The 20479-nt window shown below is 67.9% G+C and carries 34 protein-coding genes; 4 read left to right on the top strand and 30 right to left on the bottom strand.

The annotated features are described in order from the left end of the window. The first annotated feature begins 13 nt into the window (after positions 1-13). The 4 genes from ABD987_RS22210 (at position 14) to ABD987_RS22195 (ending at position 3417) form a co-directional block, all read left to right on the top strand. Positions 14-322 carry a hypothetical protein gene (locus ABD987_RS22210; protein ID WP_345396730.1) on the top strand — a complete coding sequence of 103 codons (309 nt, stop codon included), beginning with the start codon at positions 14-16 and terminating at the stop codon, positions 320-322. Further along, entirely contained in the window at positions 286-1521 is a 1236-nt protein-coding gene (eccE, locus tag ABD987_RS22205; protein ID WP_345396726.1) for a type VII secretion protein EccE, read from the top strand. Before ABD987_RS22210 ends, eccE begins: the two co-directional genes overlap by 37 nt. Then, positions 1518-2240: a hypothetical protein gene (locus ABD987_RS22200; RefSeq protein WP_345396723.1), complete on the top strand. Its 723-nt coding sequence runs from the start codon at positions 1518-1520 to the stop codon at positions 2238-2240. The genes eccE and ABD987_RS22200 overlap by 4 nt, the downstream gene beginning before the upstream one ends. A 265-nt stretch (positions 2241-2505) precedes the next feature. Next, the gene (locus ABD987_RS22195) at positions 2506-3417 is read left to right on the top strand and encodes a DUF559 domain-containing protein (RefSeq protein ID WP_345396720.1); all 912 of its coding nucleotides are present in this window, start codon (positions 2506-2508) and stop codon (positions 3415-3417) included. A gap of 14 nt (positions 3418-3431) precedes the next feature. On the opposite strand, the gene ABD987_RS22190 is transcribed toward ABD987_RS22195, so the two are convergent. The 30 genes from ABD987_RS22190 to rplB form a co-directional block, all read right to left on the bottom strand. Then, positions 3432-4268, bottom strand: a complete 837-nt coding sequence (locus ABD987_RS22190) for a tRNA pseudouridine synthase A (protein ID WP_345397504.1) — start codon at positions 4266-4268, stop codon at positions 3432-3434. A 72-nt stretch (positions 4269-4340) separates the two neighbouring features. After that, the gene (gene rplQ, locus ABD987_RS22185; protein WP_345396717.1) at positions 4341-4910 is read right to left on the bottom strand and encodes a 50S ribosomal protein L17; all 570 of its coding nucleotides are present in this window, start codon (positions 4908-4910) and stop codon (positions 4341-4343) included. Positions 4911-4951: 41 nt separating this feature from the next. After that, complete coding sequence (locus ABD987_RS22180; RefSeq protein WP_345396714.1) at positions 4952-6028, bottom strand: DNA-directed RNA polymerase subunit alpha; 1077 nt, start codon at positions 6026-6028, stop codon at positions 4952-4954. A 130-nt stretch (positions 6029-6158) separates the two neighbouring features. Further along, a complete protein-coding gene (rpsD, locus tag ABD987_RS22175; RefSeq protein WP_345396711.1) occupies positions 6159-6764 on the bottom strand; it encodes a 30S ribosomal protein S4 in 606 nt (201 codons plus the stop codon). A gap of 23 nt (positions 6765-6787) precedes the next feature. After that, positions 6788-7195 (bottom strand): 30S ribosomal protein S11, encoded by a 408-nt coding sequence (rpsK, locus tag ABD987_RS22170; protein ID WP_004558885.1) that lies wholly within the window; start codon positions 7193-7195, stop codon positions 6788-6790. 18 nt (positions 7196-7213) lie between these two features. Next, positions 7214-7399, bottom strand: a complete 186-nt coding sequence (locus tag ABD987_RS22165) for a hypothetical protein (RefSeq protein WP_345396707.1) — start codon at positions 7397-7399, stop codon at positions 7214-7216. Next, positions 7396-7776 carry a 30S ribosomal protein S13 gene (gene rpsM / locus ABD987_RS22160; RefSeq protein WP_345396704.1) on the bottom strand — a complete coding sequence of 127 codons (381 nt, stop codon included), beginning with the start codon at positions 7774-7776 and terminating at the stop codon, positions 7396-7398. Before rpsM ends, ABD987_RS22165 begins: the two co-directional genes overlap by 4 nt. Positions 7777-7981: 205 nt before the next feature. After that, a complete protein-coding gene (gene rpmJ / locus ABD987_RS22155) occupies positions 7982-8095 on the bottom strand; it encodes a 50S ribosomal protein L36 (RefSeq protein ID WP_004558882.1) in 114 nt (37 codons plus the stop codon). A gap of 37 nt (positions 8096-8132) precedes the next feature. Beyond that, positions 8133-8354 carry a translation initiation factor IF-1 gene (gene infA, locus ABD987_RS22150; protein ID WP_005166804.1) on the bottom strand — a complete coding sequence of 74 codons (222 nt, stop codon included), beginning with the start codon at positions 8352-8354 and terminating at the stop codon, positions 8133-8135. Between the two features lie 464 nt (positions 8355-8818). Continuing rightward, positions 8819-9595, bottom strand: coding sequence for a type I methionyl aminopeptidase (gene map, locus ABD987_RS22145; protein WP_345396699.1), 777 nt, complete (start codon positions 9593-9595; stop codon positions 8819-8821). Between the two features lie 44 nt (positions 9596-9639). After that, the gene (locus ABD987_RS22140; RefSeq protein WP_345396696.1) at positions 9640-10194 is read right to left on the bottom strand and encodes an adenylate kinase; all 555 of its coding nucleotides are present in this window, start codon (positions 10192-10194) and stop codon (positions 9640-9642) included. Continuing rightward, a complete protein-coding gene (secY, locus tag ABD987_RS22135; protein WP_345397501.1) occupies positions 10191-11498 on the bottom strand; it encodes a preprotein translocase subunit SecY in 1308 nt (435 codons plus the stop codon). Before secY ends, ABD987_RS22140 begins: the two co-directional genes overlap by 4 nt. A gap of 293 nt (positions 11499-11791) precedes the next feature. Then, positions 11792-12376, bottom strand: a complete 585-nt coding sequence (locus ABD987_RS22130; protein ID WP_345396693.1) for a hypothetical protein — start codon at positions 12374-12376, stop codon at positions 11792-11794. Positions 12377-12814: 438 nt separating this feature from the next. Continuing rightward, complete coding sequence (gene rplO / locus ABD987_RS22125; RefSeq protein WP_345396690.1) at positions 12815-13261, bottom strand: 50S ribosomal protein L15; 447 nt, start codon at positions 13259-13261, stop codon at positions 12815-12817. Beyond that, entirely contained in the window at positions 13258-13443 is a 186-nt protein-coding gene (rpmD, locus tag ABD987_RS22120; RefSeq protein WP_345396687.1) for a 50S ribosomal protein L30, read from the bottom strand. The genes rplO and rpmD overlap by 4 nt, the downstream gene beginning before the upstream one ends. Position 13444: 1 nt before the next feature. Further along, a complete protein-coding gene (rpsE, locus tag ABD987_RS22115) occupies positions 13445-14089 on the bottom strand; it encodes a 30S ribosomal protein S5 (protein WP_345396684.1) in 645 nt (214 codons plus the stop codon). 43 nt (positions 14090-14132) lie between these two features. After that, entirely contained in the window at positions 14133-14531 is a 399-nt protein-coding gene (gene rplR, locus ABD987_RS22110) for a 50S ribosomal protein L18 (RefSeq protein WP_345396681.1), read from the bottom strand. Positions 14532-14533: 2 nt separating this feature from the next. Continuing rightward, positions 14534-15073, bottom strand: a complete 540-nt coding sequence (rplF, locus tag ABD987_RS22105; RefSeq protein ID WP_345396678.1) for a 50S ribosomal protein L6 — start codon at positions 15071-15073, stop codon at positions 14534-14536. Between the two features lie 18 nt (positions 15074-15091). Next, on the bottom strand, positions 15092-15490 hold the full coding sequence (gene rpsH / locus ABD987_RS22100) for a 30S ribosomal protein S8 (RefSeq protein ID WP_345396675.1): 399 nt from the start codon (positions 15488-15490) through the stop codon (positions 15092-15094). A 99-nt stretch (positions 15491-15589) separates the two neighbouring features. Beyond that, positions 15590-15775, bottom strand: coding sequence for a type Z 30S ribosomal protein S14 (locus ABD987_RS22095; RefSeq protein ID WP_345396672.1), 186 nt, complete (start codon positions 15773-15775; stop codon positions 15590-15592). Positions 15776-15779: 4 nt separating this feature from the next. Beyond that, positions 15780-16343, bottom strand: a complete 564-nt coding sequence (gene rplE / locus ABD987_RS22090) for a 50S ribosomal protein L5 (RefSeq protein WP_345396669.1) — start codon at positions 16341-16343, stop codon at positions 15780-15782. After that, the gene (gene rplX, locus ABD987_RS22085; RefSeq protein ID WP_345396665.1) at positions 16343-16657 is read right to left on the bottom strand and encodes a 50S ribosomal protein L24; all 315 of its coding nucleotides are present in this window, start codon (positions 16655-16657) and stop codon (positions 16343-16345) included. The genes rplE and rplX overlap by 1 nt, the downstream gene beginning before the upstream one ends. After that, on the bottom strand, positions 16657-17025 hold the full coding sequence (rplN, locus tag ABD987_RS22080) for a 50S ribosomal protein L14 (RefSeq protein ID WP_004558867.1): 369 nt from the start codon (positions 17023-17025) through the stop codon (positions 16657-16659). Before rplN ends, rplX begins: the two co-directional genes overlap by 1 nt. Positions 17026-17101: 76 nt before the next feature. Next, the gene (gene rpsQ, locus ABD987_RS22075; protein ID WP_345396662.1) at positions 17102-17380 is read right to left on the bottom strand and encodes a 30S ribosomal protein S17; all 279 of its coding nucleotides are present in this window, start codon (positions 17378-17380) and stop codon (positions 17102-17104) included. Next, positions 17377-17625: a 50S ribosomal protein L29 gene (rpmC, locus tag ABD987_RS22070; protein WP_345396659.1), complete on the bottom strand. Its 249-nt coding sequence runs from the start codon at positions 17623-17625 to the stop codon at positions 17377-17379. Before rpmC ends, rpsQ begins: the two co-directional genes overlap by 4 nt. Next, positions 17625-18044, bottom strand: coding sequence for a 50S ribosomal protein L16 (gene rplP, locus ABD987_RS22065; protein WP_004558864.1), 420 nt, complete (start codon positions 18042-18044; stop codon positions 17625-17627). The genes rpmC and rplP overlap by 1 nt, the downstream gene beginning before the upstream one ends. A 3-nt stretch (positions 18045-18047) precedes the next feature. Continuing rightward, positions 18048-18899, bottom strand: a complete 852-nt coding sequence (rpsC, locus tag ABD987_RS22060) for a 30S ribosomal protein S3 (RefSeq protein WP_345396654.1) — start codon at positions 18897-18899, stop codon at positions 18048-18050. Further along, positions 18899-19309 carry a 50S ribosomal protein L22 gene (gene rplV / locus ABD987_RS22055; protein ID WP_345396651.1) on the bottom strand — a complete coding sequence of 137 codons (411 nt, stop codon included), beginning with the start codon at positions 19307-19309 and terminating at the stop codon, positions 18899-18901. Before rplV ends, rpsC begins: the two co-directional genes overlap by 1 nt. A 31-nt stretch (positions 19310-19340) precedes the next feature. Then, a complete protein-coding gene (gene rpsS, locus ABD987_RS22050; protein WP_345396648.1) occupies positions 19341-19622 on the bottom strand; it encodes a 30S ribosomal protein S19 in 282 nt (93 codons plus the stop codon). A gap of 18 nt (positions 19623-19640) precedes the next feature. Further along, the gene (gene rplB, locus ABD987_RS22045) at positions 19641-20474 is read right to left on the bottom strand and encodes a 50S ribosomal protein L2 (RefSeq protein ID WP_345396645.1); all 834 of its coding nucleotides are present in this window, start codon (positions 20472-20474) and stop codon (positions 19641-19643) included. Between the last annotated feature and the right edge of the window lie 5 nt (positions 20475-20479).

The following is a 20479-nucleotide window of genomic DNA, read 5'->3' as shown; positions in this document are numbered from 1 at the left end:
CAGGGCGGTCCGGGTGGGCCCGTCGGCACGCCGCCGGGTGGTCAGGGAGCGCCACGTCGCCCCGGCCCGGGCGGACCCGGTGGAGGGCCCGGACGTCCTAGTGGCCCCGGCCCCGGTGGGCCGGGCGGGCCTGGCGGGCCGGGCGGGCCCGGGGGACCTGGTGGTCCCGGAGGGCCGGGTGGCCCAGGAGGGCCGGGTGGCCCAGGAGGGCCCGGTGGCCCAGGCGGCCCCGGTGGTCAAGGAGGTCCTCCGCCGCAGCAGCCTTCCGGTCCGGCACCGGTCCGGATGGCGGCTCCCGCGCGCCGGCGTTCGGCCGGGGTGAACCTCGGCCCGCTTCCGGTCGCGAACCTCGTGGTGCTGGAACTCGGCCTCGCGGTCGGCCTCGTCCTGCTCGCGATCAACATGTCGCTGAAGTACGTCGGCATCGGCGTGCTGGCTGTCGCGCTGGTCATCGCGTTCCTGCGCTGGCGTGGCCGGTGGTTCACCCAGTGGGTCGGGCTCACCATGCGCTACACCTTCCGTTCACACGATCGTGTGGCCACTCCGCTGCCGCCGAGCAGCATCGAATCGCTGGCGGCGGAAGAGACCACGGTCACCGGGCCGGACGACGCGCGGGTGAACCTGTTGCGGATCGCGGTGCCGGATCTCGTGGTGGCACACGGTGTCGACCACGAGCGTCAGCAGGTGGGCATCGCGTGGAACGACGGCACCTGGACCGCCGTGCTGCTGGTCGAGCCCGCGCCGGCGCTGATCACCCAGGCGGGTGGCGCGCCGAGCCTTCCGCTGGCCGCGCTCGCGCCGTGCCTCGAGGACAGGGGCGTGGTGCTCGACTCGATCCAGATGATCTGGCACTGCTACCCGGGCAGCGCCGCGCTGCCCGCAGACTCCCCCGCGCTCAGCTCGTACATGGAGGTGCTGGGGCCGCTTCCCGCCGCCGCGCGGCGGACGACGTGGGTGGCCATCCGGCTCGACCCGCGACGCTGCCCGGCCGCGATCCGGGAACGCGGTGGCGGTGTCGTCGGTGCCCATCGCGCGCTGATCGGTGCGTTGTCCCGCGTGCGCAACGCGTTGGAGTCGCAGGGTGTGCCGACGCGGCCGCTGGACCCGGACGAGCTGCTGCGCGCCAGCATTTCGGCCGCGGAACTCACCGCGGTCGCGGGCGCGCCGACGAAGGTGACGCTGCAGGAGCGGTGGACCGGCGTCACCGCCGCCGGCATCGGGCACGCGAGCTACGCGATCACCGGGTGGCCCAAGAGCAAGATCACCGGGAGCCTCAACGCACTCACCAGCGTCCGGGCGCTCTCGGCGACAGTCGCCATGTCGATCGCGCCGGCGGCCGACGAAGGCAAGATCGGGCTTCGCGGCGTCGTGCGGTTGAGCGCGCGGAACCCGCGTGAACTCGACACCGCCGACCAGCGGCTTCAGGGCATTTCGGAACGTATCGGGGTAACGCTGACGCCGTTGCGTGGTCTTCAGGTCTCGGCGTTCGCCGCGACGCTGCCGATCGGAGGTACGGCATGAGTTCCCGCCTTCGCGACTCCGGGCAGAGCACCGGTGTGGCGCCGGAGTTCACCGTGGACCCGGCGATGCTCGACGCGATCAGCCCGTCGGGCGACCGTGGCGGGATCGTGCTGGGCTCCGGGCTCAAGGGCGAGCCGCTGACGATTTCGGCGCTGCGGTCGACGCCGACGAGGATCGTGCTGGTCGGCGGGCTCTACCTGGCACGACAGGTCGCCATGCGCGCGATGGCCGTCGGCGCGTGGGTGGTCGTGGCGACCGGGCGTCCGGCCGCCTGGCAGGTGCTTCCGCAGGCCGCGGGTAACCAGCGTGACGGCCGGCCGTCGCCGCTGGTGCAGATCCGGCGGCTGTCGCCGGTGGAGCTGCCGCGGCCGTCCGAGGACGCCCCGCTGCTGGTGGTGACCGACGGCGGCCCGACGCCGCAGGACCTGTTCCCGCCGCGGTCGCCGTGGCAGACGACGGTGTACGTCCTCCCGTATCTGCACCCGCAGGCGGGTGCGACGGCGAACGCGGCCGACCTGGTGCTGATGCAGCGTCTCCCGGCGGGCCAGGCCGAGCTGGCGGCGCGTATCTGGCGGCTCCCGCCCCAGATGATGCGTCAGCTCACGACGTTGAAGGACGACCAGGTGGTCGCACTGGGCCGCAACCTGTGGCGTCCTCTCCGCCTCGTCACCACCGCCAAGGAACAACAACTCCTCGGCCCCGTCCGCCGCGGCGACTAACCCCGCCCGGCGCCGCGTTTAGCCCGCTAAACGCACTCCCCTGCCCACCCCGCGCGCGTTTAGCGGGCTAACTGCACTCGGCGCGGGCTTGTGCGTTTACCGGGCTAAACGCACTCGGTCGAAAGCGGAAGCAGGGAGCTGGGAATGGGGAGGGGTGTCAAGTGGAAAACGACGAGGTTGTGGATAACAGGGGCCTTGTGGACAGGTTGGCCTATTCGAGGCTTGTCCGGCCGAAGTTGTCGGTCTCGAACGTCACAGTGTCATCGTGGCTACTGTCCTCGACACCCAGCACCTCCCCGACGTCTTTCGCGGATCGGAAGCACGAAGAGCAGGCCTGATCACCGCCGGCCAGCTCAGAGGGCCCGGCGTCCGCCGTCTCTTCCAGGACGTCTACGCGCCAGCACACGTCACGGTCACGCACGAACTACGTTGCCGTGGCGCGGCCTTGTTGGCGCCTGAAGAAGCCGTACTCACCGGGCGGTCCGCCGCCACGGTACGAGGCGTAGAACTGGCGAAACCCTACGATCCGGTCGAGTTCGCGGTACCGGAGAAGCACCGGTTCGGGCCAATCGTGGGTATCCATATACGTCGAACGGAAGTACCCCGCGCAGAAACGCGCAGCTGGCATGGCATTCGAATCGCCCGTCCCGCGCGGATCGCCCTCGACCTGCTGCTCCGGCTTTCCCCACGGAAACGCAGCTGGGTGCGACGTCTCCGGATCGGTGTTCCGGACCTGGACGCCTTCCTCCGGGCCAAGCTGGTCAGACGACGTGAGCTGGAAAAGCTGTTCATGGGGAGGCGAAATCGCGGAATCCGCCTGGCCAGACACGCCCTCCTGCTCTCGGACCGGCGTGCGGAGTCGTTGCCCGAGTCGGAGCTACGAGTAGTTCTTGCCGCTGGCGGATTCGCAGTCGTGCCTCAGTACAACGTGCGTTCAAGACGAGGACGTCTTCTCGGTCGGCTCGACTTGGCGATGGAGGAGTGCAAGGTCGCCATCGAGTACGACGGCCGTTGGCATGAGGAGCCATCACAACGACAGCGCGATCACGAACGTCGACGACGGATAACCGGGGAGGGCTGGCGATTCGTGGTCGTGACAGCCGAGCAGCTGGCCACTGACTTCGCGAGCATCCTCGAAGCCGTTCGCACCGCGCAGCGAGCGCAGTTAGCGGGCTAAACGCGCCACGCCGGTCAGGGGAGAGGAGTGCGGATGTTGCGGGTTTGCTCGGCGCGGGCGGCGAGTTCGTCGTCCGGTGGGTAGTCGACCGCGGTCAGGATGAGACCGTGGGCAGGAGCCACCGCGCTGTCCCGAACACCGCTCGCGAGCACGCCTGACGGCCAGTCCAGTGCCCGTCGGCCATCGCCGACGAGGAGCACAGCACCCACCAGGCTCCGTACCATCGAGTGACAGAAAGCATCGGCCGATACGACGGCTTCCACAGCGTGAGTCGCCGTCCGTCGCCACTCGAACCGCTGCAGTTCGCGAATCGTCGTGCCACCTTCCCGCTGTTTGCAGAAGGCCGCGAAATCCTGCAGGCCAAGCAGTTCGGCCGACACCTCGTTCATCACGTCGATCGACAGTGGACGGCCCCACGCGAGCGTGTCCTTACGCCGCAACGGGTCCACACCCCATGGCGCATCGGAGACCTGGTAGCGGTAGTGCCGACGAACTGCCGAAAACCGCGCATCGAAGCCCGGTGGCGCCACGCGGGCTCCCAGCACACGAACATCTCCAGGCAGGATCCGGTTCCACCGATGACACATCCGCGCCAGGTCAGGAATCCCCCACTCGTCCACCGCGATCCGACTCGAGCGCGTTTTGCCCGCTAAAGGCGCTACGTCGACGTGGAGGACTTGGCCGGAGGCGTGCACACCGGCATCGGTGCGGCCGGCGACCACGACGGATTTCGGGACGGCGGAGCCGGGGGGCTGCTTGGCGAGGGCGTCTTCGAGTACACCTTGGACGGTCCGGCGCCCCGGCTGGCGGGCCCAACCGGAGAAGTCGGTCCCGTCATAGCTGACATCCAGACGCAGACGGACGAGCCCGCCCTCCCCAGCGGGAGTGGCGGGCTCGTCCGGTGTACGTGCAGCCGTCAGGACTCAGTCCTTCTTGGCGTCGGCGTCCGCGTCGGCAGCAGCCTCGGCGGGGGCCTCGGTGGCCTCCTCGGCCGCCGGAGCCTCAGTAGCGGTCTCGGTCGCCTCAGCGGCGTCGGTGACCTCGGTGGTCTCCTCGGCAACCGGAGCGGCCTCGACGGCCTTCTCGTCCTTGGCGAACTTCGTCTTGCGAGCCCGCTCGGCTTCGGACGTCACGGTCTTCTCCGCCACCAGCTCGATGACCGCCATCGGGGCGTTGTCGCCCTTACGCGGCATCGTCTTGGTGATGCGGGTGTAGCCGCCCGCGCGCTCCGCGAAGTGCGGACCGATCTCGGCGAACAGCTTGTGCAGAACGTCCTTGTCACGGACGACGCGCTGCACCTGGCGGCGGTTGTGCAGGTCGCCCCGCTTCGCCTTGGTGATCAGCTTCTCGGCCAGCGGGCGCACGCGCCTGGCCTTCGCCTCGGTCGTCGTGATCTTGCCGTGCTCGAACAGCTGCGTGGCCAAGTTGGCCAGGATCAGCCGCTCGTGCGCGGCGGACCCGCCGAGCCGGGCTCCCTTGGTCGGGGTGGGCATTGGTTCTCCTAGTTCAGCTCACAGCGTCCGGGCCGACGGCCTCAGAGCTGCTCGGTCTCTGCGTAGTCCTGGCCGTCGTCGTGGCCGTCGTCCGAAATCCCGCCGGTCAGGCCGCCGACAGTCTCCGAAGACCAGCCCTCACCGTCGTAGCTGGCCGCGGCCGCGGTCGGGTCGAACCCGGGCGGGCTGTCCTTGAGCGCGAGGCCGAGGCCGACGAGCTTGAGCTTGACCTCGTCGATCGACTTCGCGCCGAAGTTGCGGATGTCGAGCAGGTCGGCCTCGCTGCGCGAGACCAGCTCGCCGACCGTGTGGATGCCTTCGCGCTTGAGGCAGTTGTACGACCGGACCGTGAGGTCCAAGTCCTCGATCGGCATCGCGTAGGCGGCGATGGTGTCCGCCTCCTGCGGCGAGGGGCCGATCTCGATGCCCTCGGCGTCGACGTTCAGCTCGCGAGCGAGACCGAACAGCTCCACCAGCGTCTTACCAGCGGACGCGACAGCGTCCCGGGGCGTGATCGACGGCTTGGTCTCCACGTCCAGGATCAGCTTGTCGAAGTCGGTGCGCTGCTCGACACGGGTCGCCTCGACCTTGTACGTCACCTTCAGCACCGGCGAGTAGATCGAGTCGACCGGGATCCGGCCGATCTCGGCGCCCGCCTGCTTGTTCTGCAGGGCCGGAACGTAACCGCGGCCGCGCTCGACGACGAGCTCGATCTCGAGCTTGCCCTTGCCGTTCAACGACGCGATGTGCAGGTCCGGGTTGTGCACGGTGACGCCGGCCGGGGGCACGATGTCGGCGGCGGTGACCTCACCAGGGCCCTGCTTGCGCAGGTACATGGTGACCGGCTCGTCCTCCTCCGAGGACACCACGAGCTCCTTGAGGTTCAGGATGATGTCGGTGACGTCTTCCTTCACCCCGGGAACGGTGGTGAACTCGTGCAGCACGCCGTCGATGCGGATGCTCGTCACGGCCGCGCCCGGGATGGACGACAGCAGCGTGCGCCGCAGCGAGTTGCCGAGCGTGTAGCCGAAGCCGGGCTCCAACGGCTCGATGGTGAACCGGGAGCGGGTTTCGTTGACCGTCTCTTCGCCGAGAGCCGGCCGCTGGGAAATCAGCATTCTTCCTTGTTCCTTTCCAGACGGCGCCCGCCATATGACGCCGAAAGGGATGGCGCGGCGGCGGCGCACCCTGGGCGCCGCCGCCCTGATCCGCACCGGGCCCCGGGAGAACCCGAAGCCCGGTGGAGGATCACTTCGAGTAAAGCTCGACGATCAGCTGTTCCTGAACCGGAACGTCGATCTGCGCACGCTCCGGGAGCTGGTGGACCAGCACACGGAGGCTCGACGAGACGACCTGCAGCCACGCCGGGACCGGACGCTCGCCGAAGGACTCCTTCGCCGCGACGAACGGCAGCATCGACAGCGACTTCGGCCGCACGTCGATGATGTCCCACTTGCTGACCTGGAAGCTCGGCACGTTGACCTTGACGCCGTTGACCACGAAGTGGCCGTGGCTCACCAGCTGACGCGCCTGACGGCGCGTGCGGGCGATGCCGGCGCGGTAGATCACGTTGTCCAGCCGCGACTCGAGGATCTGCAGCAGGTTCTCACCGGTCTTGCCAGGACGCCGGACGGCTTCCTTGTAGTACCGGACGAACTGCTTCTCGAGCACGCCGTAGGTGTAGCGAGCCTTCTGCTTCTCCTGCGACTGCAGAAGGAACTCGGACTCCTTGATCCGGCCGCGGCCGTGCTGGCCGGGCGGGTAGGGGCGACGCTCGAACGCCTGGTCGCCGCCGATGAGGTCAACCTTGAGGCGACGCGAAATACGCGTCGCGGGGCCGGTGTAACGAGCCATTTCTTCTTACTCCTCCCCGTTCCTCAGACCCGGCGCCGCTTGGGCGGGCGGCAGCCGTTGTGAGGCTGCGGGGTCACGTCCTGGATGGTGCCGACCTCGAGGCCGGCCGCCTGCAGCGAGCGGATCGCCGTCTCGCGGCCCGAACCCGGGCCCTTCACGAACACGTCGACCTTCTTCATGCCGTGCTCGGCGGCCTTGCGGGCAGCGTTCTCGGCGGCCATCTGCGCGGCGAAGGGGGTGGACTTACGCGAGCCCTTGAAGCCCACGTGACCACTCGACGCCCACGCGATCACGGCACCGGTCGGGTCCGTGATCGAGACGATCGTGTTGTTGAAGGTGCTCTTGATGTGCGCGTGACCGTGCGCGACGTTCTTCTTTTCCTTGCGGCGGACCTTCTTGGCCCCCGCCGCAGTACGAGACTTCGGTGGCATGTTCTGAGGGATCTCCTGTTAGCGCGCGTTCTCTTGGTGAGCGGCTGCTGCTTCACGCTGCCCGCGCCGGATGACGGACCCGGCGTCGGTGTACAGGTTGCGCAGCGCCATCGGGCGGGCGTAGAGCGCCTTGGGCGAGACACAAGCCGTGCCGCGACGCTGGGCGCCGCCCATCCGCACGACCTTCTTGCCCTGGACGCTCACTTCTTGCCAGCCTTCTTCTTGCCGGCGACCGTCTTCTTCGGACCCTTGCGGGTACGGGCGTTGGTCTTGGTGCGCTGACCACGGACGGGAAGTCCGCGGCGCCACCGAAGGCCCTCGTAGCACCCGATCTCGATCTTCCGACGGATGTCGGCGTTCACCTCGCGGCGAAGGTCACCCTCGACCTTGTAGTTCTCCTCGATGTAGACACGCAGCTTGGCGAGGTCGTCATCGGAGAGGTCCTTGACGCGGGTGTCCGCGTTGAGCTCGGCAGCCGCGATGAGCTGCTTCGAGCGGGTACGGCCGATGCCGTAGATGTAGGTCAGCGCGATCTCCAACCGCTTCTCGCGGGGGAGGTCTACGCCAGCGAGTCGTGCCATTGGCGCTGGTGCTCCTTCTTCTGGTCGCTCTTCAGGTCTGCTCCCCGTCCGGTCCCGGGACCGACTCGCCTGTCGTGCCCTCTGCTCGCGCTTCGGGTGTCCCGGCCCCGGCCTGAAGTCCGGGGGTGAACCGGGCCGCTCACACGGCCCGGCAGGTGCGGGGAGGTTGTGTAGCCGTCAATCCACTCTGGTCGAGTGCGGGCGATCAGCCCTGCCGCTGCTTGTGCCGCAGGTTCTCGCAGATCACCATGATCCGGCCGTGACGGCGGATCACCTTGCACTTGTCGCAGATCTTCTTGACGCTCGGCTGAACCTTCACGTCTCCTGCTCTCCTGCTTGTGCTCTACTCTCAGTGATCACTTGTAGCGGTAGACGATGCGACCACGAGATAGGTCGTAGGGCGAGAGCTCCACGACAACCCTGTCCTCGGGCAGGATGCGGATGTAGTGCTGCCGCATCTTGCCGCTGATGTGTGCAAGGACCTTGTGGCCGTTCTCCAACTCGACGCGGAACATCGCGTTGGGGAGCGGCTCGACTACGCGGCCTTCGACCTCGATGGCCCCGTCTTTCTTGCCCATGTCCTCCGCATTTCCTGTCGCTACGCTGTGTGATCGCTGAGCTTGAGTGCTTGGCTGGGTGGTGCGTCGGCATACTCCTCCCCGACTCCAATGTTCGCGAGATTCACGAGCGCGCTGGAACCGGGCGCGATGAGTACGCCGACTTGACAGTGTACGCAACCCGTGTCGCGCCCCCCAAACTGGGGGTGAGCGTGCTACGGCCCAAGTCGTCTCCCCGGGGCCGCGCGCTGCGTTTAGCGGGCTAAACGCACTTGGGGCCACAGCGGAGGACGGCCGAGCCCGGGCATCGTCGTCGAGTGCGTTTAGCGGGCTAACTGCACCAGCGCCGGGAGCGGGTCCATCGGAGGCCGCCCGCCTGCTCGTTCAGCCCCCCAGCCGAGGCCGAGTGCGTTTAGCCCGCTAAACGCACTCGGCGCGGGGCAGGTGGGTGCGTTTAGCGGGCTAAACGCGGCGCGTGCGGTGGGTCAGGCGCCTTCGGGGGCGGTGAGGACCCAGGGGCCGTCTTCGGTGATGGCGACGGTGTGCTCCCAATGCGCGGCGCGCGACCCGTCGGCGGTGACGACGGTCCAGCCGTCGTCGAGTTCGCGGGTCTCCCCGCCACCGCCGGTCAGCATCGGCTCGATCGCCAGGGCCATGCCCGGCTTCAGCCGGGGACCCTTGCCCGGTTTGCCTACGTTCGGCAGGAACGGGTCCATGTGCATCTGGCGCCCGATGCCGTGCCCGCCGTACTCGAGGATCATTCCGTACTCGACGCCGTCGTCCCGGCCCGCCTTCTCAGCGGCGGACTGCACCGCGAACGAGATGTCGGTGAGCCGCCCGCCGGCGCTGACCGCGCCGACCCCGGCCCACATCGCGGCCTCGGTGGCCGCGGAAAGCGCGCGGCAAGCCTCGTCGACCTCGCCGATCTCGAGCGTCACGGCGGAGTCGCCGTGCCAGCCGTCGAGGATCGCGCCGCAGTCCACCGAGATGATGTCGCCGTCCGCGAGCACCTGGGACTTCGACGGGATGCCGTGCACGATCTGCTCGTTCACCGAAGCGCAGATCGACGCCGGGAAGCCGTGGTACCCCTTGAACGAGGGCACCGCGCCCGCGTCCCGGATCGTCTGTTCGGCCAGCTCGTCGAGCTCCGCGGTACTCACTCCCGGCCCGGCGGCCGCGCGAACTGCCGCCAGCGTGCGCGCGACGACGAGACCCGCCGCCCGCATCGCCTGGAGCTCGTCCTTGGTCTTGATTTCGATCATGCGTCCACGGCGAAACACTTGCAGAACACGTAAACCTCCGAGATTCACGTGCGGTCGCGCAGCGCTTTCAGCACCCGGGACGAGATCTCGTCGACCTCGCCGACCCCGTCGACCTTGACCAGGATGCCGGCGTAGTACTCCAGAAGCGGCGCGGTCTCCGAGACGTAGATCTGCTGGCGGCGGCGGATGACATCCTCGGTGTCGTCGGTACGGCCCCGCGACATGAGCCGCTTGACCACGACGTCCTCGGGGACCTCGAGCTGGATGACCGCGTCGAGACCGGTGTCCGCGTCGTTCAGGATCTCGCCGAGCACTTCGGCCTGCTTGGTGTTCCGAGGGAACCCGTCCAGCAGGAAGCCGACCTTGGCGTCGGGCTCGGCCAGCCGCTCGCGCACCATCTCGTTCGTGACCGAGTCGGGGACGAGCTCGCCGGAGTCCAGGTAACGCGAAGCCTCCTGGCCCAGTGGCGTGCCCTGGCCGACGTGGGCGCGGAACAGATCACCCGTCGAGATGTGCGGAATACGCAACTGCTCGGACAGGGCAACTGCCTGTGTACCTTTGCCCGCACCGGGCGGGCCGACGAGAACCAGGCGCGTCACTTCAAGAACCCTTCGTAGTTGCGCTGCATCAGCTGGCTTTCGATCTGCTTGACGGTGTCGAGACCGACACCGACCATGATCAGCACAGCCGTGCCACCGAACGGGAAGTTCTGGTTGTTCCCCGATCCGGTCACCGACAGGAAGAAGTTCGGAAGAATCGCGATGATGCCCAGGTACAGCGAGCCCGGCAGAGTGATCCGGCCGAGGACGTAGCTCAGGTACTCCGCGGTCGGCCGCCCGGGCCGGATGCCCGGGATGAAGCCACCGAACTTCTTCATCTCCTCAGCACGCTCGTCCACGTTGAACGTGATCGTGATGTAGAAGTACGTGAAGAAGATGATCAACGCGAAGTACAACAGGATGTGCACCCAGTTGCCCTGGTTGACGATGTAGTTCTGGATGAAGACCTGCCACCCGGAGTTGCTGTTCTGATTGCCCACCAGGCGGCTGATCAGATCCGGCAGGTACAGCAGCGACGACGCGAAGATGACCGGGATGACACCGGCCTGGTTGACCTTGATCGGCAGGTACGTCGACGTGCCGCCGTACATCCGGCGGCCGATCATGCGCTTGGCGTACTGCACCGGGATCCGGCGCTGCCCCTGCTCGACGAAGATGACGCTGGCGATGATCACCAGGCCGAACACGCAGATCATCGCGAGCGCGACGCCACCGCCGTTGCTCAGGATGTTGCCGCCCTCGACCGGGATGCGGGCCGCGATGTTCAGGAAGATCAGGACCGACATGCCGTTGCCGACGCCGCGCTCGGTGATCAGCTCACCCAGCCACATCATCACTGCGGTACCGGCGGTCATGGTGACCACGATCAGGGTCAGCGAGTAGACGCTGTTGTCCGGGATGATCGGGTTCGGGCAGTCGGGGAAGAGCTGCTTGCGGTCCGCGAGCGCGACCACGCCGGTGGCCTGCAGGATCGCCAGCGCGATCGTCAGGTACCGGGTGTACTGGGTCAGCTTGCCCTGGCCGGACTGGCCTTCCTTCTTCAGCTCCTCGAACCGCGGGATGACCACGGTGAGCAGCTGGATGATGATGCTCGCCGTGATGTACGGCATGATGCCGGTCGAGAAGAGCGACAGCTGCAGCAGCGCACCGCCGCTGAACAGGTTCAGCAGCTGGTAGACGCCCTCCTGCTGTGCCTGGGACGAGCACGCCTGCACGGCGGAGAACGAGATCCCGGGGGCCGGAATGGCCGCACCGATTCGGTAGACCGCGACAATGGCTAGCGTGAACAGGATCTTCTTGCGTAGATCCGGCGTCGCGAGAGCCGAGCGGAAGGCGCTGAGCACGCGGGGGACCTCCTCGGCGTCGTCGGCTGTCGTACCGACGATCGGCTTGGCCGGCACGGTGACCGGCGGGAACACTGCTCACTGGCACGCAAGCCAGGAACGCTTCGGGGCACACTCGTCCCGAAGCGTGCCGCCGACTCTAACAGCTTCACAGGGCGTGTCCGCAGTGTGTGTGCGTTATTCGCCGCAGGTTGCTCCGCCGGGATGATCCACAACGGCCGCTCGGCCGGATTCCTTGACACGTGAGTACGTCTCGATGCAGTGCTCCAGCGCGGCCGAGTGCGTTTAGCGGGCTAACTGCGCTCGCCGTGCTCCGGGGCCCAGGGCGGAGTGGGTGGTGGCTCCGGCGGGAGGACGGTGATCGAGACGCCGGTGCTCGGCGTCGGGGTATCGGCGAACGCGAGGTGCGGGTCGGCCCAACCGGCCGTGGGCGCCGGGCCACGGAGATGGATCATGACCGTGGCGGCGGCAGCGACCACGACAGCGGCGACGAGAAGCCACATCCCCGGTTCCGGTGAAGTCTCCATGTCGACGTTGGTCGACCAGTCGATCCCACCCACGCCGATGGTGCACACGACCCCGGCGAGGAAAACGGCCCCGGCTGCGGTCAACCGCCTGGCGAGTACGCCCGCGGACCCCCTCAACGCGTATCGGACGCCGACGGCAACGGCGACCACCAGGAGGAGCGTCGCGATGATCAGCGGAATACCCACCGGCGCGGCCGGCTGAGTCGCCGCCGTCCGTCCCCCGACCGTGAACCTGGTGTCCCAGGCAGTCCGCAGGAAGGCCGCACTGCCGAACCCATCGCCGGACAAGCGGTGGCGGCCGAGGCCCGGCTCAGTACGGAACAGGTCCAGCGAGGCTCCCGCGACCGTCAACACCACCGCGAGGAGGGCCAGGGCCGGTGGGACGAACGCGCGTGGCCGCGATGGCCGGGCGGGAGCCGCGACCTGAGGCGGCACGACAGCGGCGGGTGGCGCATCCGCTGGTCTGCCGGACTGTGGGACCGATGGCTCAGGTGCCGGAGGCGTGTCCACCTGCTCGATCGTGGCACCCGGCGGCCGGCCCGACAACCCCGCTCCCCAGTCAGGGCAGGCCACCGGCAGCATCGGCCGACTGCGTTTAGCGGGCTAAACGCAGTCGGCGGCCGGGGCGCGAGTGCAGTTAGCCCGCTAAACGCGCTCGGCGGCGGGGGTGCGGGTGCGTTTAGCGGGCTAAACGCGGTCCCGGGGAGGGGGCGGTGGGTGGGAAAGGCGAAGGGCCCGCCTGACCGGGTGGTCGGGCGGGCCCTTCGGGGTGGAGCGGGTGAAGAAGGCTCAGAGGGTGGTGGCGGAGCCACCGGCCGCGGCGAGCTTCTCCTTCGCGGAAGCCGAGAAGGCGTCCGCGGTGATGTCCAGCTTGACGCCGTTGAGGTCGCCGTTGCCGAGGACCTTGACGAGCTTGCCCTTACGGACGAGGCCGTTCGCGGCGAGCTCCTCCGGACCGACCTTGCCACCGTCGGCGAAGACGCGGGCGATGTCGCCCACGTTCACCGGCTGGTACTCGGTGCGGAACCGGTTCTTGAAACCACGCAGCTTCGGCAGCCGCATGTGGATGGGCATCTGCCCACCCTCGAACCCGGCGGGCACGTTCTTCCGGGCCTTGGTGCCCTTCGTACCGCGGCCCGCCGTCTTGCCCTTCGAGCCTTCACCACGGCCGACGCGGATCTTGTCGGTCTTCGCGCCCGGGGCCGGACGCAGGTGGTGGATCTTGATGGCCGTCATGCCTTGACCTCCTCGACCTCCACCAGGTGGCGGACGGTGTGGATGAGGCCGCGCACCTCGGGAGTGTCTTCACGCACGACGCTCTGGCGGATCTTGCGCAGCCCGAGGGTGCGCAGCGACTCGCGGTGAGCGTGCTTCGTGCCGATCTTGCTCTTGACCTGGGTGACCTTGACCTGAGCCATGTCAGACCCCCTGACCCGCACGCTGACGCAGCATCCGGGCCGGAGCGACGTCCTCGAGCGGCAGGCCGCGGCGGGCCGCGACCTCTTCGGGACGCTGCAGACCCTTCAGGGCCGCCACGGTCGCGTGCACGATGTTGATCGCGTTGTCGGAGCCGAGCGACTTCGACAGCACGTCGTGGACACCCGCGCACTCCAGCACCGCGCGCACCGGGCCACCGGCGATGACACCGGTACCGGCGGACGCCGGGCGGAGCAGCACGACACCGGCGGCCTCCTCACCCTGGATCGGGTGCGGGATGGTGCCGGCGACGCGAGGAACGCGGAAGAAGTTCTTCTTCGCCTCTTCGACGCCCTTGGCGATGGCCGCGGGAACTTCCTTGGCCTTGCCGTAGCCGACGCCGACCTGACCGTCGCCGTCACCGACGACCACCAGTGCGGTGAAGCTGAAGCGACGACCACCCTTGACGACCTTGGCGACGCGGTTGATCGTCACGACCTTCTCGAGGTGCGGGGTCTTGTCCTGGGCCGCCCCGCCACGGCCGCTGTCGCGCCGGTCCCGGCGGTCGCGACGGTCACCGCGGTCGTTGCCGCCCTGCCCGCCGGGTCCGCCCTGGCCGCCGCCGAATTGCCGTGTACGTCCCGGCATCAGGCTTTCCTTCCATTCTTCACGAGGTACTCCTGCGCCGCCATCAGAACTCCAACCCCGCTTCGCGAGCGGCGTCGGCGAGCGCGGCGATGCGGCCGTGGTAGGCGTTGCCGCCACGGTCGAACACCACGGCCGAGATCCCGGCGTCCTTGGCACGCGCGGCGACCAGCTGGCCGACCTTGGCGGCCTTGGCCTTCTTGTCGCCTTCGAGCCCGCGGACGTCCGCCTCGACGCTCGAGGCCGCGGCCAGCGTGTGGCCGGCGAGGTCGTCGATCACCTGGACGGCGATGTGCCGCGAGGAACGCTTGACGACCAGCCGCGGGCGGACCGGAGTCCCGTTGACCTTCTTGCGGAGCCGGAAGTGACGGCGGGCCTTCGCAACGCGGCGGCGGGTCGAGATGTCCTTGCCCACCGGCTTGCGCTTCGTAGTCGTGTCGCTCATGATCACTTACCCGTCTTTCCGACCTTGCGGCGGATCTTCTCACCCTCGTACCGCAGGCCCTTGCCCTTGTACGGGTCCGGGCGCCGCAGCTTGCGAATGACCGCAGCCGTCTGGCCGACCTTCTGCTTGTCGATACCGGAGACCGAGAACCGGGTCGGGCTCTCCACCTTGAAGGTGATGCCTTCCGGGGCCTCGATCTTCACCGGGTGGGAGAAGCCGAGGGCGAACTCGAGGTCCGAGCCCTTGGCCTGCACGCGGTAACCGACGCCGTGGATCTCGAGCTTCTTCTCGTAGCCCTGGGTCACGCCCACCACGAGGTTGTTCACCAGCGTGCGGGTGAGACCGTGCAGGGCACGGCTCGTGCGCTCGTCGTTCGGACGCTTCACCTGCAGCGTGCCGTCCTCACCGCGCTCGACGGTGATCGGCTCGATGACGGTGTGTTCCAGGGTGCCCTTGGGCCCCTTGACCTTGATCAGCTGGCCGTCGATGGTCACCTCGACCCCGGAAGGGACGGCGACCGGCAGCTTTCCGATGCGTGACATGCCTAGTACTCCCTTCCCTTACCAGACGTAGGCGAGGACTTCGCCGCCCACGCTGTTGCGCTTGGCCTGCCGGTCGGTCTGCAGACCACCGGACGTCGAGATGATCGCGACGCCGAGGCCACCCAGCACGGACGGCAGTTCGGTCGATTTTGCGTAGACCCGCAGACCCGGCTTGGACACGCGCCGGAGACCGGCGATGCTGCGCTCACGGTTGGGGCCGTACTTGAGCTCGACGACGAGGTTCTTGTGCTTCTCGCCCGGCTCGTCGCGGTACCCCGAGATGTAGCCCTCGCGCTTGAGGATCTCGGCGATGTTCGCCTTCAGCTTCGAGTGCGGGAGCACGACCTCGTCGTGATAAGCCTGGTTCGCGTTACGCAGACGAGTCAAGAAGTCTGCGATCGGGTCGGTCATCGTCATGGTGACCTGTCAACCTTTCTCGCCTGGTTCCCCGCTTCCCGTGTCCGAAGTGGACGCCGGGAGCGGGGCCTGTGGCGAAGTGGAATTTGTTTCGAGCTCTTACCAGCTGGACTTGCGGATGCCGGGCAGTTCGCCCGCGTGTGCCATCTCGCGAAGGCAGATCCGGCAGAGCCCGAACTTCCGGAACACCGAGTGCGGCCGACCGCACCGCTGGCAGCGGGTGTAGGCACGCACCGCGAACTTGGGCTTCTTCGCGGCCTTGTGGACCAGTGCTTTCTTGGCCATCGGCTCAGTTCTCCTTGAACGGGAAGCCGAGCTTGCGCAGCAGCGCCCGGCCCTCGTCGTCGGTGGTGGCGGTGGTGACGACGGTGACGTCCATCCCGCGGGGACGGTCGATCGCGTCGGGGTCGATCTCGTGGAACATCGACTGCTCGTTGAGACCGAAGGTGTAGTTGCCGTTCCCGTCGAACTGCTTCGCCGAAAGACCGCGGAAGTCGCGGATACGCGGCAGCGCGATGTTCAGCAGCCGGTCGAGGAACTCCCACATCCGGTCGCCGCGCAGCGTGACGCGCGCGCCGATCGGCTGACCCTCACGCAGCTTGAACTGCGCGATGGACTTGCGGGCCTTGCGGACCTCCGGCTTCTGGCCGGTGATCGCCGACAGGTCCCGCACGGCGCCCTCGATCAGCTTGCTGTCGCGGGCCGCGTCACCGACACCCATGTTCACGACGACCTTCACGACGCCGGGAATGAGGTGCACGTTCGGGATGGAGAACTCCTTCTGGAGCTCCGGCTTGATCTCGTCGCGGTAGCGCGTCTTCAGACGCGGCACGATCTTCTCTGCGGTGGTCATCAGATGTCCTTACCGTTCCGGCGCGAGATCCGGACCTTCTTGCCGTCCTCGCCGATGCGGTAACCCACCCGGGCCGGCTTGCCGTCGGAGTCGACGACCATCACGTTCGACACGTGGATGGGCGCCTCCTGCGTGACGATGCCGCCGGACTGCGCGCCGCGCTGGGTCTGGGTGATCCGCGTGTGCTTCTTGATCCGGTTCACGCCCTCGACCAGCACGCGCTCGCGCTCCGGGTAGGCCTGGATGACCTTGCCCTTGGCGCCCTTGTCCTTGCCGGCGATGACGACGACCGTGTCGCCCTTCTTCACCTTCATCACAGCACCTCCGGCGCGAGCGAAATGATCTTCATGAACTTTCGGTCGCGCAGCTCGCGGCCCACCGGGCCGAAGATGCGGGTGCCCCGGGGCTCGTTGTCGTTCTTGATGAGCACGGCGGCGTTCTCGTCGAACCGGATGTAGGAGCCGTCCGGACGACGACGCTCCTTGACCGTGCGGACGATGACGGCCTTGACGACGTCGCCCTTCTTCACCCCGGCGGCCGGGATGGCGTCCTTCACGGTGGCGACGATGATGTCGCCGATGCCGGCGTAGCGCCGCCCGGAGCCACCGAGAACCCGGATGCAGAGGATTTCCTTCGCACCCGTGTTATCGGCTACCCGAAGCCGCGACTCCTGCTGGATCACGTCAACTCCTGTATGTCGCGCTGGTTCTGGGGGCTACCCAGCCTTGCGGAACCAAGAAACTCCGAAGAGTCTCTACTTACTTGGCCTTCTCCACGATCTGCACCAGGCGCCAGCGCTTCGTCGCCGACAGCGGGCGGGTCTCCATCAGGGTGACCCGGTCGCCGATTCCCGCCTCGTTGTTCTCGTCGTGCACCTTGACCTTGGTGGTGCTGCGGAGAACCTTGGAGTAACGGGGGTGCTTCTTGCGGTCCTCGAGCTCGACCACGATCGTCTTGTTCATCTTGTCCGAGACGACGTAGCCCTCACGGACCTTGCGGTCGTTACGGGGCGCCTTCTCGGTGGTGGGCTCGCTCATGCGGCACCTTCACTCTCGGCGTCGGGGGCAACGGACAGGCCGAGTTCGCGCTCGCGCATGACCGTGTAGATCCGGGCGATGCCACCCCGCACCGAACGCAACCGGCGGTTGTTGTCGAGCTGCCCGGTCGCCATCTGGAAGCGGAGGTTGAACAGCTCCTCCTTGTATTCCTTCAGACGCAGGACGAGCTCTTCCGCGGTGAGCTCACGAAGCTCTGATGCCTCAGCGGCTCCGGCCTTCGCCATCAGAACTCACCACCTTCACGGGTCACGATGCGGCACTTCATGGGCAGCTTGTGGATCGCGCGGCGCAGCGCCTCGCGAGCCGTCTCCTCGTTCGGGAAGCTGATCTCGAACATGACACGGCCGGGCTTCACGTTGGCGATCCACCACTCGGGCGAACCCTTACCGGAACCCATCCGGGTCTCGGCAGGCTTCTTGGTCAGCGGGCGGTCCGGGTAGATGGTCGTCCACACCTTGCCGCCACGCTTGATGTGACGGGTCATGGCGATACGAGCGGACTCGATCTGCCGGTTCGTCACGTAGCTGTGCTCAAGCGCCTGGATGCCGTACTCGCCGAAGCTGACCTTCGTGCCGCCCTTGGCGGCACCGTGGCGCTTCGGGGAGTGCTGCTTCCGGTGCTTGACCCTGCGCGGGATGAGCACGTCTCAGCCCTCCGTCTTTTCTGCGGTCTCCGCCGGCGCCGCCTCGGCGGCGGGGGCGGTGCCCGCGTCGGTCTTCGCCGCAGCGGCCGCGCGGCCGGCTTCGGTCGAGGTGGCCGTCGTGCCCGAGGCGCCGGAGCGGCGCGGGCGGGACGGACGGTCACCACGGTCGCGGCGCGGGGCACGCTCGGCGGCCGCGGCGGCGTCACGCGCCTCCTTGGCCTTGAGGCCACCCACGAGCTCGCCCTTGTAGATCCACACCTTGACGCCGATGCGGCCGAACGTCGTCTTGGCCTCGAAGAAGCCGTAGTCGATGTCGGCGCGCAGCGTGTGCAGCGGGACCCGGCCGTCGCGGTAGTGCTCGGAACGGGACATCTCGGCGCCGCCGAGACGGCCACCGCACTGCACGCGGATGCCCTTGACCTGCGGCGAGCGCATCGAGGTCTGGATCGCCTTCCGCATCGCGCGGCGGAACGCCACCCGGTTGGACAGCTGCTCCGCGACACCCTGCGCGACGAGCTGGGCGTCGGCCTCGGGGTTCTTGACCTCGAGGATGTTCAGCTGGACCTGCTTCTTGGTCAGCTTCTCCAGCGCGCCACGGATCCGGTCGGCCTCCGCGCCGCGGCGGCCGATGACGATGCCCGGCCGGGCGGTGTGGATGTCGACGCGGACACGGTCACGGGTGCGCTCGATCTCGACCTTGGAGATGCCCGCGCGCTCCATGCCCGTCGAGAGCAGCCGGCGGATCTTGACGTCCTCGGCCACGTACTCGGCGTACTGCTTGTCGGCGTACCAGCGCGACTTCCAGTCCGTGGTGATACCCAGGCGGAAACCGTGCGGGTTGATCTTCTGGCCCACTACCGGCCACCTGCCTTCTTCTTGCTCTTCGCCTTGTCCGCGGGACGGGACTCCACGACCACGGTGATGTGGCTGGTCCGCTTGCGGATCCGGTAAGCACGACCCTGGGCCCGCGGCCGGATGCGCTTGAGGGTCGGGCCCTCGTCAGCCGTCGCGGACTTGATCCAGAGCGTCTCCGGGTCGAGGTCGAGGTTGTTCTCGGCGTTGGCCGCCGCGCTGGCGATCACCTTCGCGAGCGGGGTGCTGGCCGCCTGCGGCGCGAACCGGAGCAGGGCCAGGGCCTCGCTGACGCTACGTCCCTTGACGAGCTCGATCACCCGGCGCACCTTCGTCGGCGAGTCCCGGACGAAGCGAGCCCGCGCGTACGCCGTAGGCAGAGCCTCGACGGTCGCGTCGTTCTGGGCGTTCATCGCTACTTCCCTTGTCTCTCTTCGTGCCCGCTCAGCGGCGGCGCGACTTGCGGTCGTCCTTGATGTGACCCTTGAAGGTCCGCGTCGGGGCGAACTCGCCCAGCTTGTGACCCACCATCGCCTCGGTGACGAACACCGGGATGTGCTTGCGGCCGTCGTGCACCGCGAACGTGTGTCCCAGGAAGTCCGGGATGATCGTGGAGCGGCGCGACCAGGTCTTGATCACGGTCTTCTTGCCCGACTCGTTGAGCGCGTCCACCTTCTTGAGCAGGTGGTCGTCCACGAAGGGGCCCTTCTTAAGGCTGCGTGGCATGTTCTTCTACCTCCCTGCTCAGCGCTTCTTGCCGGTACGCCGGCGGCGGACGATCAGCTTGTCACTCGGCTTGCGGCGCCGCGTGCGGCCCTCGGGCTTGCCGTTCGGGTTGACCGGGTGGCGACCACCGGAGGTCTTGCCCTCACCACCACCGTGCGGGTGGTCGACCGGGTTCATGACGACACCACGGACGGTCGGGCGCTTGCCGCGCCAGCGGTTACGGCCCGCCTTACCCCAGTTGATGTTGGAGTGCTCGGAGTTCCCGACCTCACCGACGGTGGCGCGGTTGCGCACGTCCACGTTGCGGATCTCGCCCGAGGGGAGACGCAGCTGGGCGTACGGCCCGTCCTTGGCGACGAGCTGCACCTTCGCACCGGCCGACCGCGCCATCTTCGCGCCGCCACCGGGGCGGAGCTCGATCGCGTGGATCACGGTACCGACCGGGATGTTGCGCAGCGGCAGGTTGTTACCCGGCTTGATGTCGGCGCGGGGGCCGTTCTCGACGGTGTCGCCCTGCTTCAGCTTCTCCGGCGCGATGATGTAGCGCTTCTCGCCGTCGGCGTAGTGCAGCAGCGCGATACGAGCGGACCGGTTGGGGTCGTACTCGATGTGCGCGACCTTGGCGGGGACGCCGTCCTTGTCGTGCCTGCGGAAGTCGATCACGCGGTAGGCGCGCTTGTGCCCGCCACCCTTGTGCCGGGTGGTGATCTTGCCCGAGGAGTTGCGGCCACCGCTCTTGCTCAGCGGACGCAGCAGCGACTTCTCCGGCGTCGTCCGGGTGATCTCGGCGAAGTCGGAGACGCTCGAACCGCGACGACCCGGGGTCGTCGGCTTGTACTTGCGGATGCCCATTGTCA

Origin of the sequence: Amycolatopsis samaneae (assembly GCF_039541975.1) — a bacterium.
GTDB classification, from domain to species: domain Bacteria; phylum Actinomycetota; class Actinomycetes; order Mycobacteriales; family Pseudonocardiaceae; genus Amycolatopsis; species Amycolatopsis samaneae.
The sequence above is the reverse complement of the archived record's forward strand: the minus strand, read 5'-3'. Positions and strand labels throughout refer to the sequence as shown.

Excerpts from the sequence above, each read along its gene's own strand:
- rpsS (WP_345396648.1), bottom strand. The coding sequence starts at position 19,622 with ATGCCACGCAGCCTTAAGAAGGGCCCCTTCGTGGACGACCACCTGCTC.
- rpmC (WP_345396659.1), bottom strand. The coding sequence starts at position 17,625 with ATGGCGAAGGCCGGAGCCGCTGAGGCATCAGAGCTTCGTGAGCTCACC.
- rplO (WP_345396690.1), bottom strand. The coding sequence starts at position 13,261 with ATGACGGCCATCAAGATCCACCACCTGCGTCCGGCCCCGGGCGCGAAG.
- rpmD (WP_345396687.1), bottom strand. The coding sequence starts at position 13,443 with ATGGCTCAGGTCAAGGTCACCCAGGTCAAGAGCAAGATCGGCACGAAG.
- ABD987_RS22200 (WP_345396723.1), top strand. The coding sequence starts at position 1,518 with ATGAGTTCCCGCCTTCGCGACTCCGGGCAGAGCACCGGTGTGGCGCCG.
- rpsM (WP_345396704.1), bottom strand. The coding sequence starts at position 7,776 with ATGGCACGACTCGCTGGCGTAGACCTCCCCCGCGAGAAGCGGTTGGAG.
- rpsH (WP_345396675.1), bottom strand. The coding sequence starts at position 15,490 with ATGACGATGACCGACCCGATCGCAGACTTCTTGACTCGTCTGCGTAAC.
- rplR (WP_345396681.1), bottom strand. The coding sequence starts at position 14,531 with ATGAGCGACACGACTACGAAGCGCAAGCCGGTGGGCAAGGACATCTCG.
- infA (WP_005166804.1), bottom strand. The coding sequence starts at position 8,354 with ATGGGCAAGAAAGACGGGGCCATCGAGGTCGAAGGCCGCGTAGTCGAG.
- rpsD (WP_345396711.1), bottom strand. The coding sequence starts at position 6,764 with ATGGCTCGTTACACCGGCCCCGCGACGCGTATTTCGCGTCGCCTCAAG.
- rplX (WP_345396665.1), bottom strand. The coding sequence starts at position 16,657 with ATGAAGGTGAAGAAGGGCGACACGGTCGTCGTCATCGCCGGCAAGGAC.
- rplE (WP_345396669.1), bottom strand. The coding sequence starts at position 16,343 with ATGACCACCGCAGAGAAGATCGTGCCGCGTCTGAAGACGCGCTACCGC.
- rpsE (WP_345396684.1), bottom strand. The coding sequence starts at position 14,089 with ATGCCGGGACGTACACGGCAATTCGGCGGCGGCCAGGGCGGACCCGGC.
- rplF (WP_345396678.1), bottom strand. The coding sequence starts at position 15,073 with ATGTCACGCATCGGAAAGCTGCCGGTCGCCGTCCCTTCCGGGGTCGAG.
- ABD987_RS22180 (WP_345396714.1), bottom strand. The coding sequence starts at position 6,028 with ATGCTGATTTCCCAGCGGCCGGCTCTCGGCGAAGAGACGGTCAACGAA.
- rplQ (WP_345396717.1), bottom strand. The coding sequence starts at position 4,910 with ATGCCCACCCCGACCAAGGGAGCCCGGCTCGGCGGGTCCGCCGCGCAC.
- eccE (WP_345396726.1), top strand. The coding sequence starts at position 286 with ATGGCGGCTCCCGCGCGCCGGCGTTCGGCCGGGGTGAACCTCGGCCCG.
- map (WP_345396699.1), bottom strand. The coding sequence starts at position 9,595 with ATGATCGAAATCAAGACCAAGGACGAGCTCCAGGCGATGCGGGCGGCG.
- rpsK (WP_004558885.1), bottom strand. The coding sequence starts at position 7,195 with ATGCCACCGAAGTCTCGTACTGCGGCGGGGGCCAAGAAGGTCCGCCGC.
- ABD987_RS22095 (WP_345396672.1), bottom strand. The coding sequence starts at position 15,775 with ATGGCCAAGAAAGCACTGGTCCACAAGGCCGCGAAGAAGCCCAAGTTC.
- rplB (WP_345396645.1), bottom strand. The coding sequence starts at position 20,474 with ATGGGCATCCGCAAGTACAAGCCGACGACCCCGGGTCGTCGCGGTTCG.
- rplV (WP_345396651.1), bottom strand. The coding sequence starts at position 19,309 with ATGAACGCCCAGAACGACGCGACCGTCGAGGCTCTGCCTACGGCGTAC.
- rpsQ (WP_345396662.1), bottom strand. The coding sequence starts at position 17,380 with ATGAGCGAGCCCACCACCGAGAAGGCGCCCCGTAACGACCGCAAGGTC.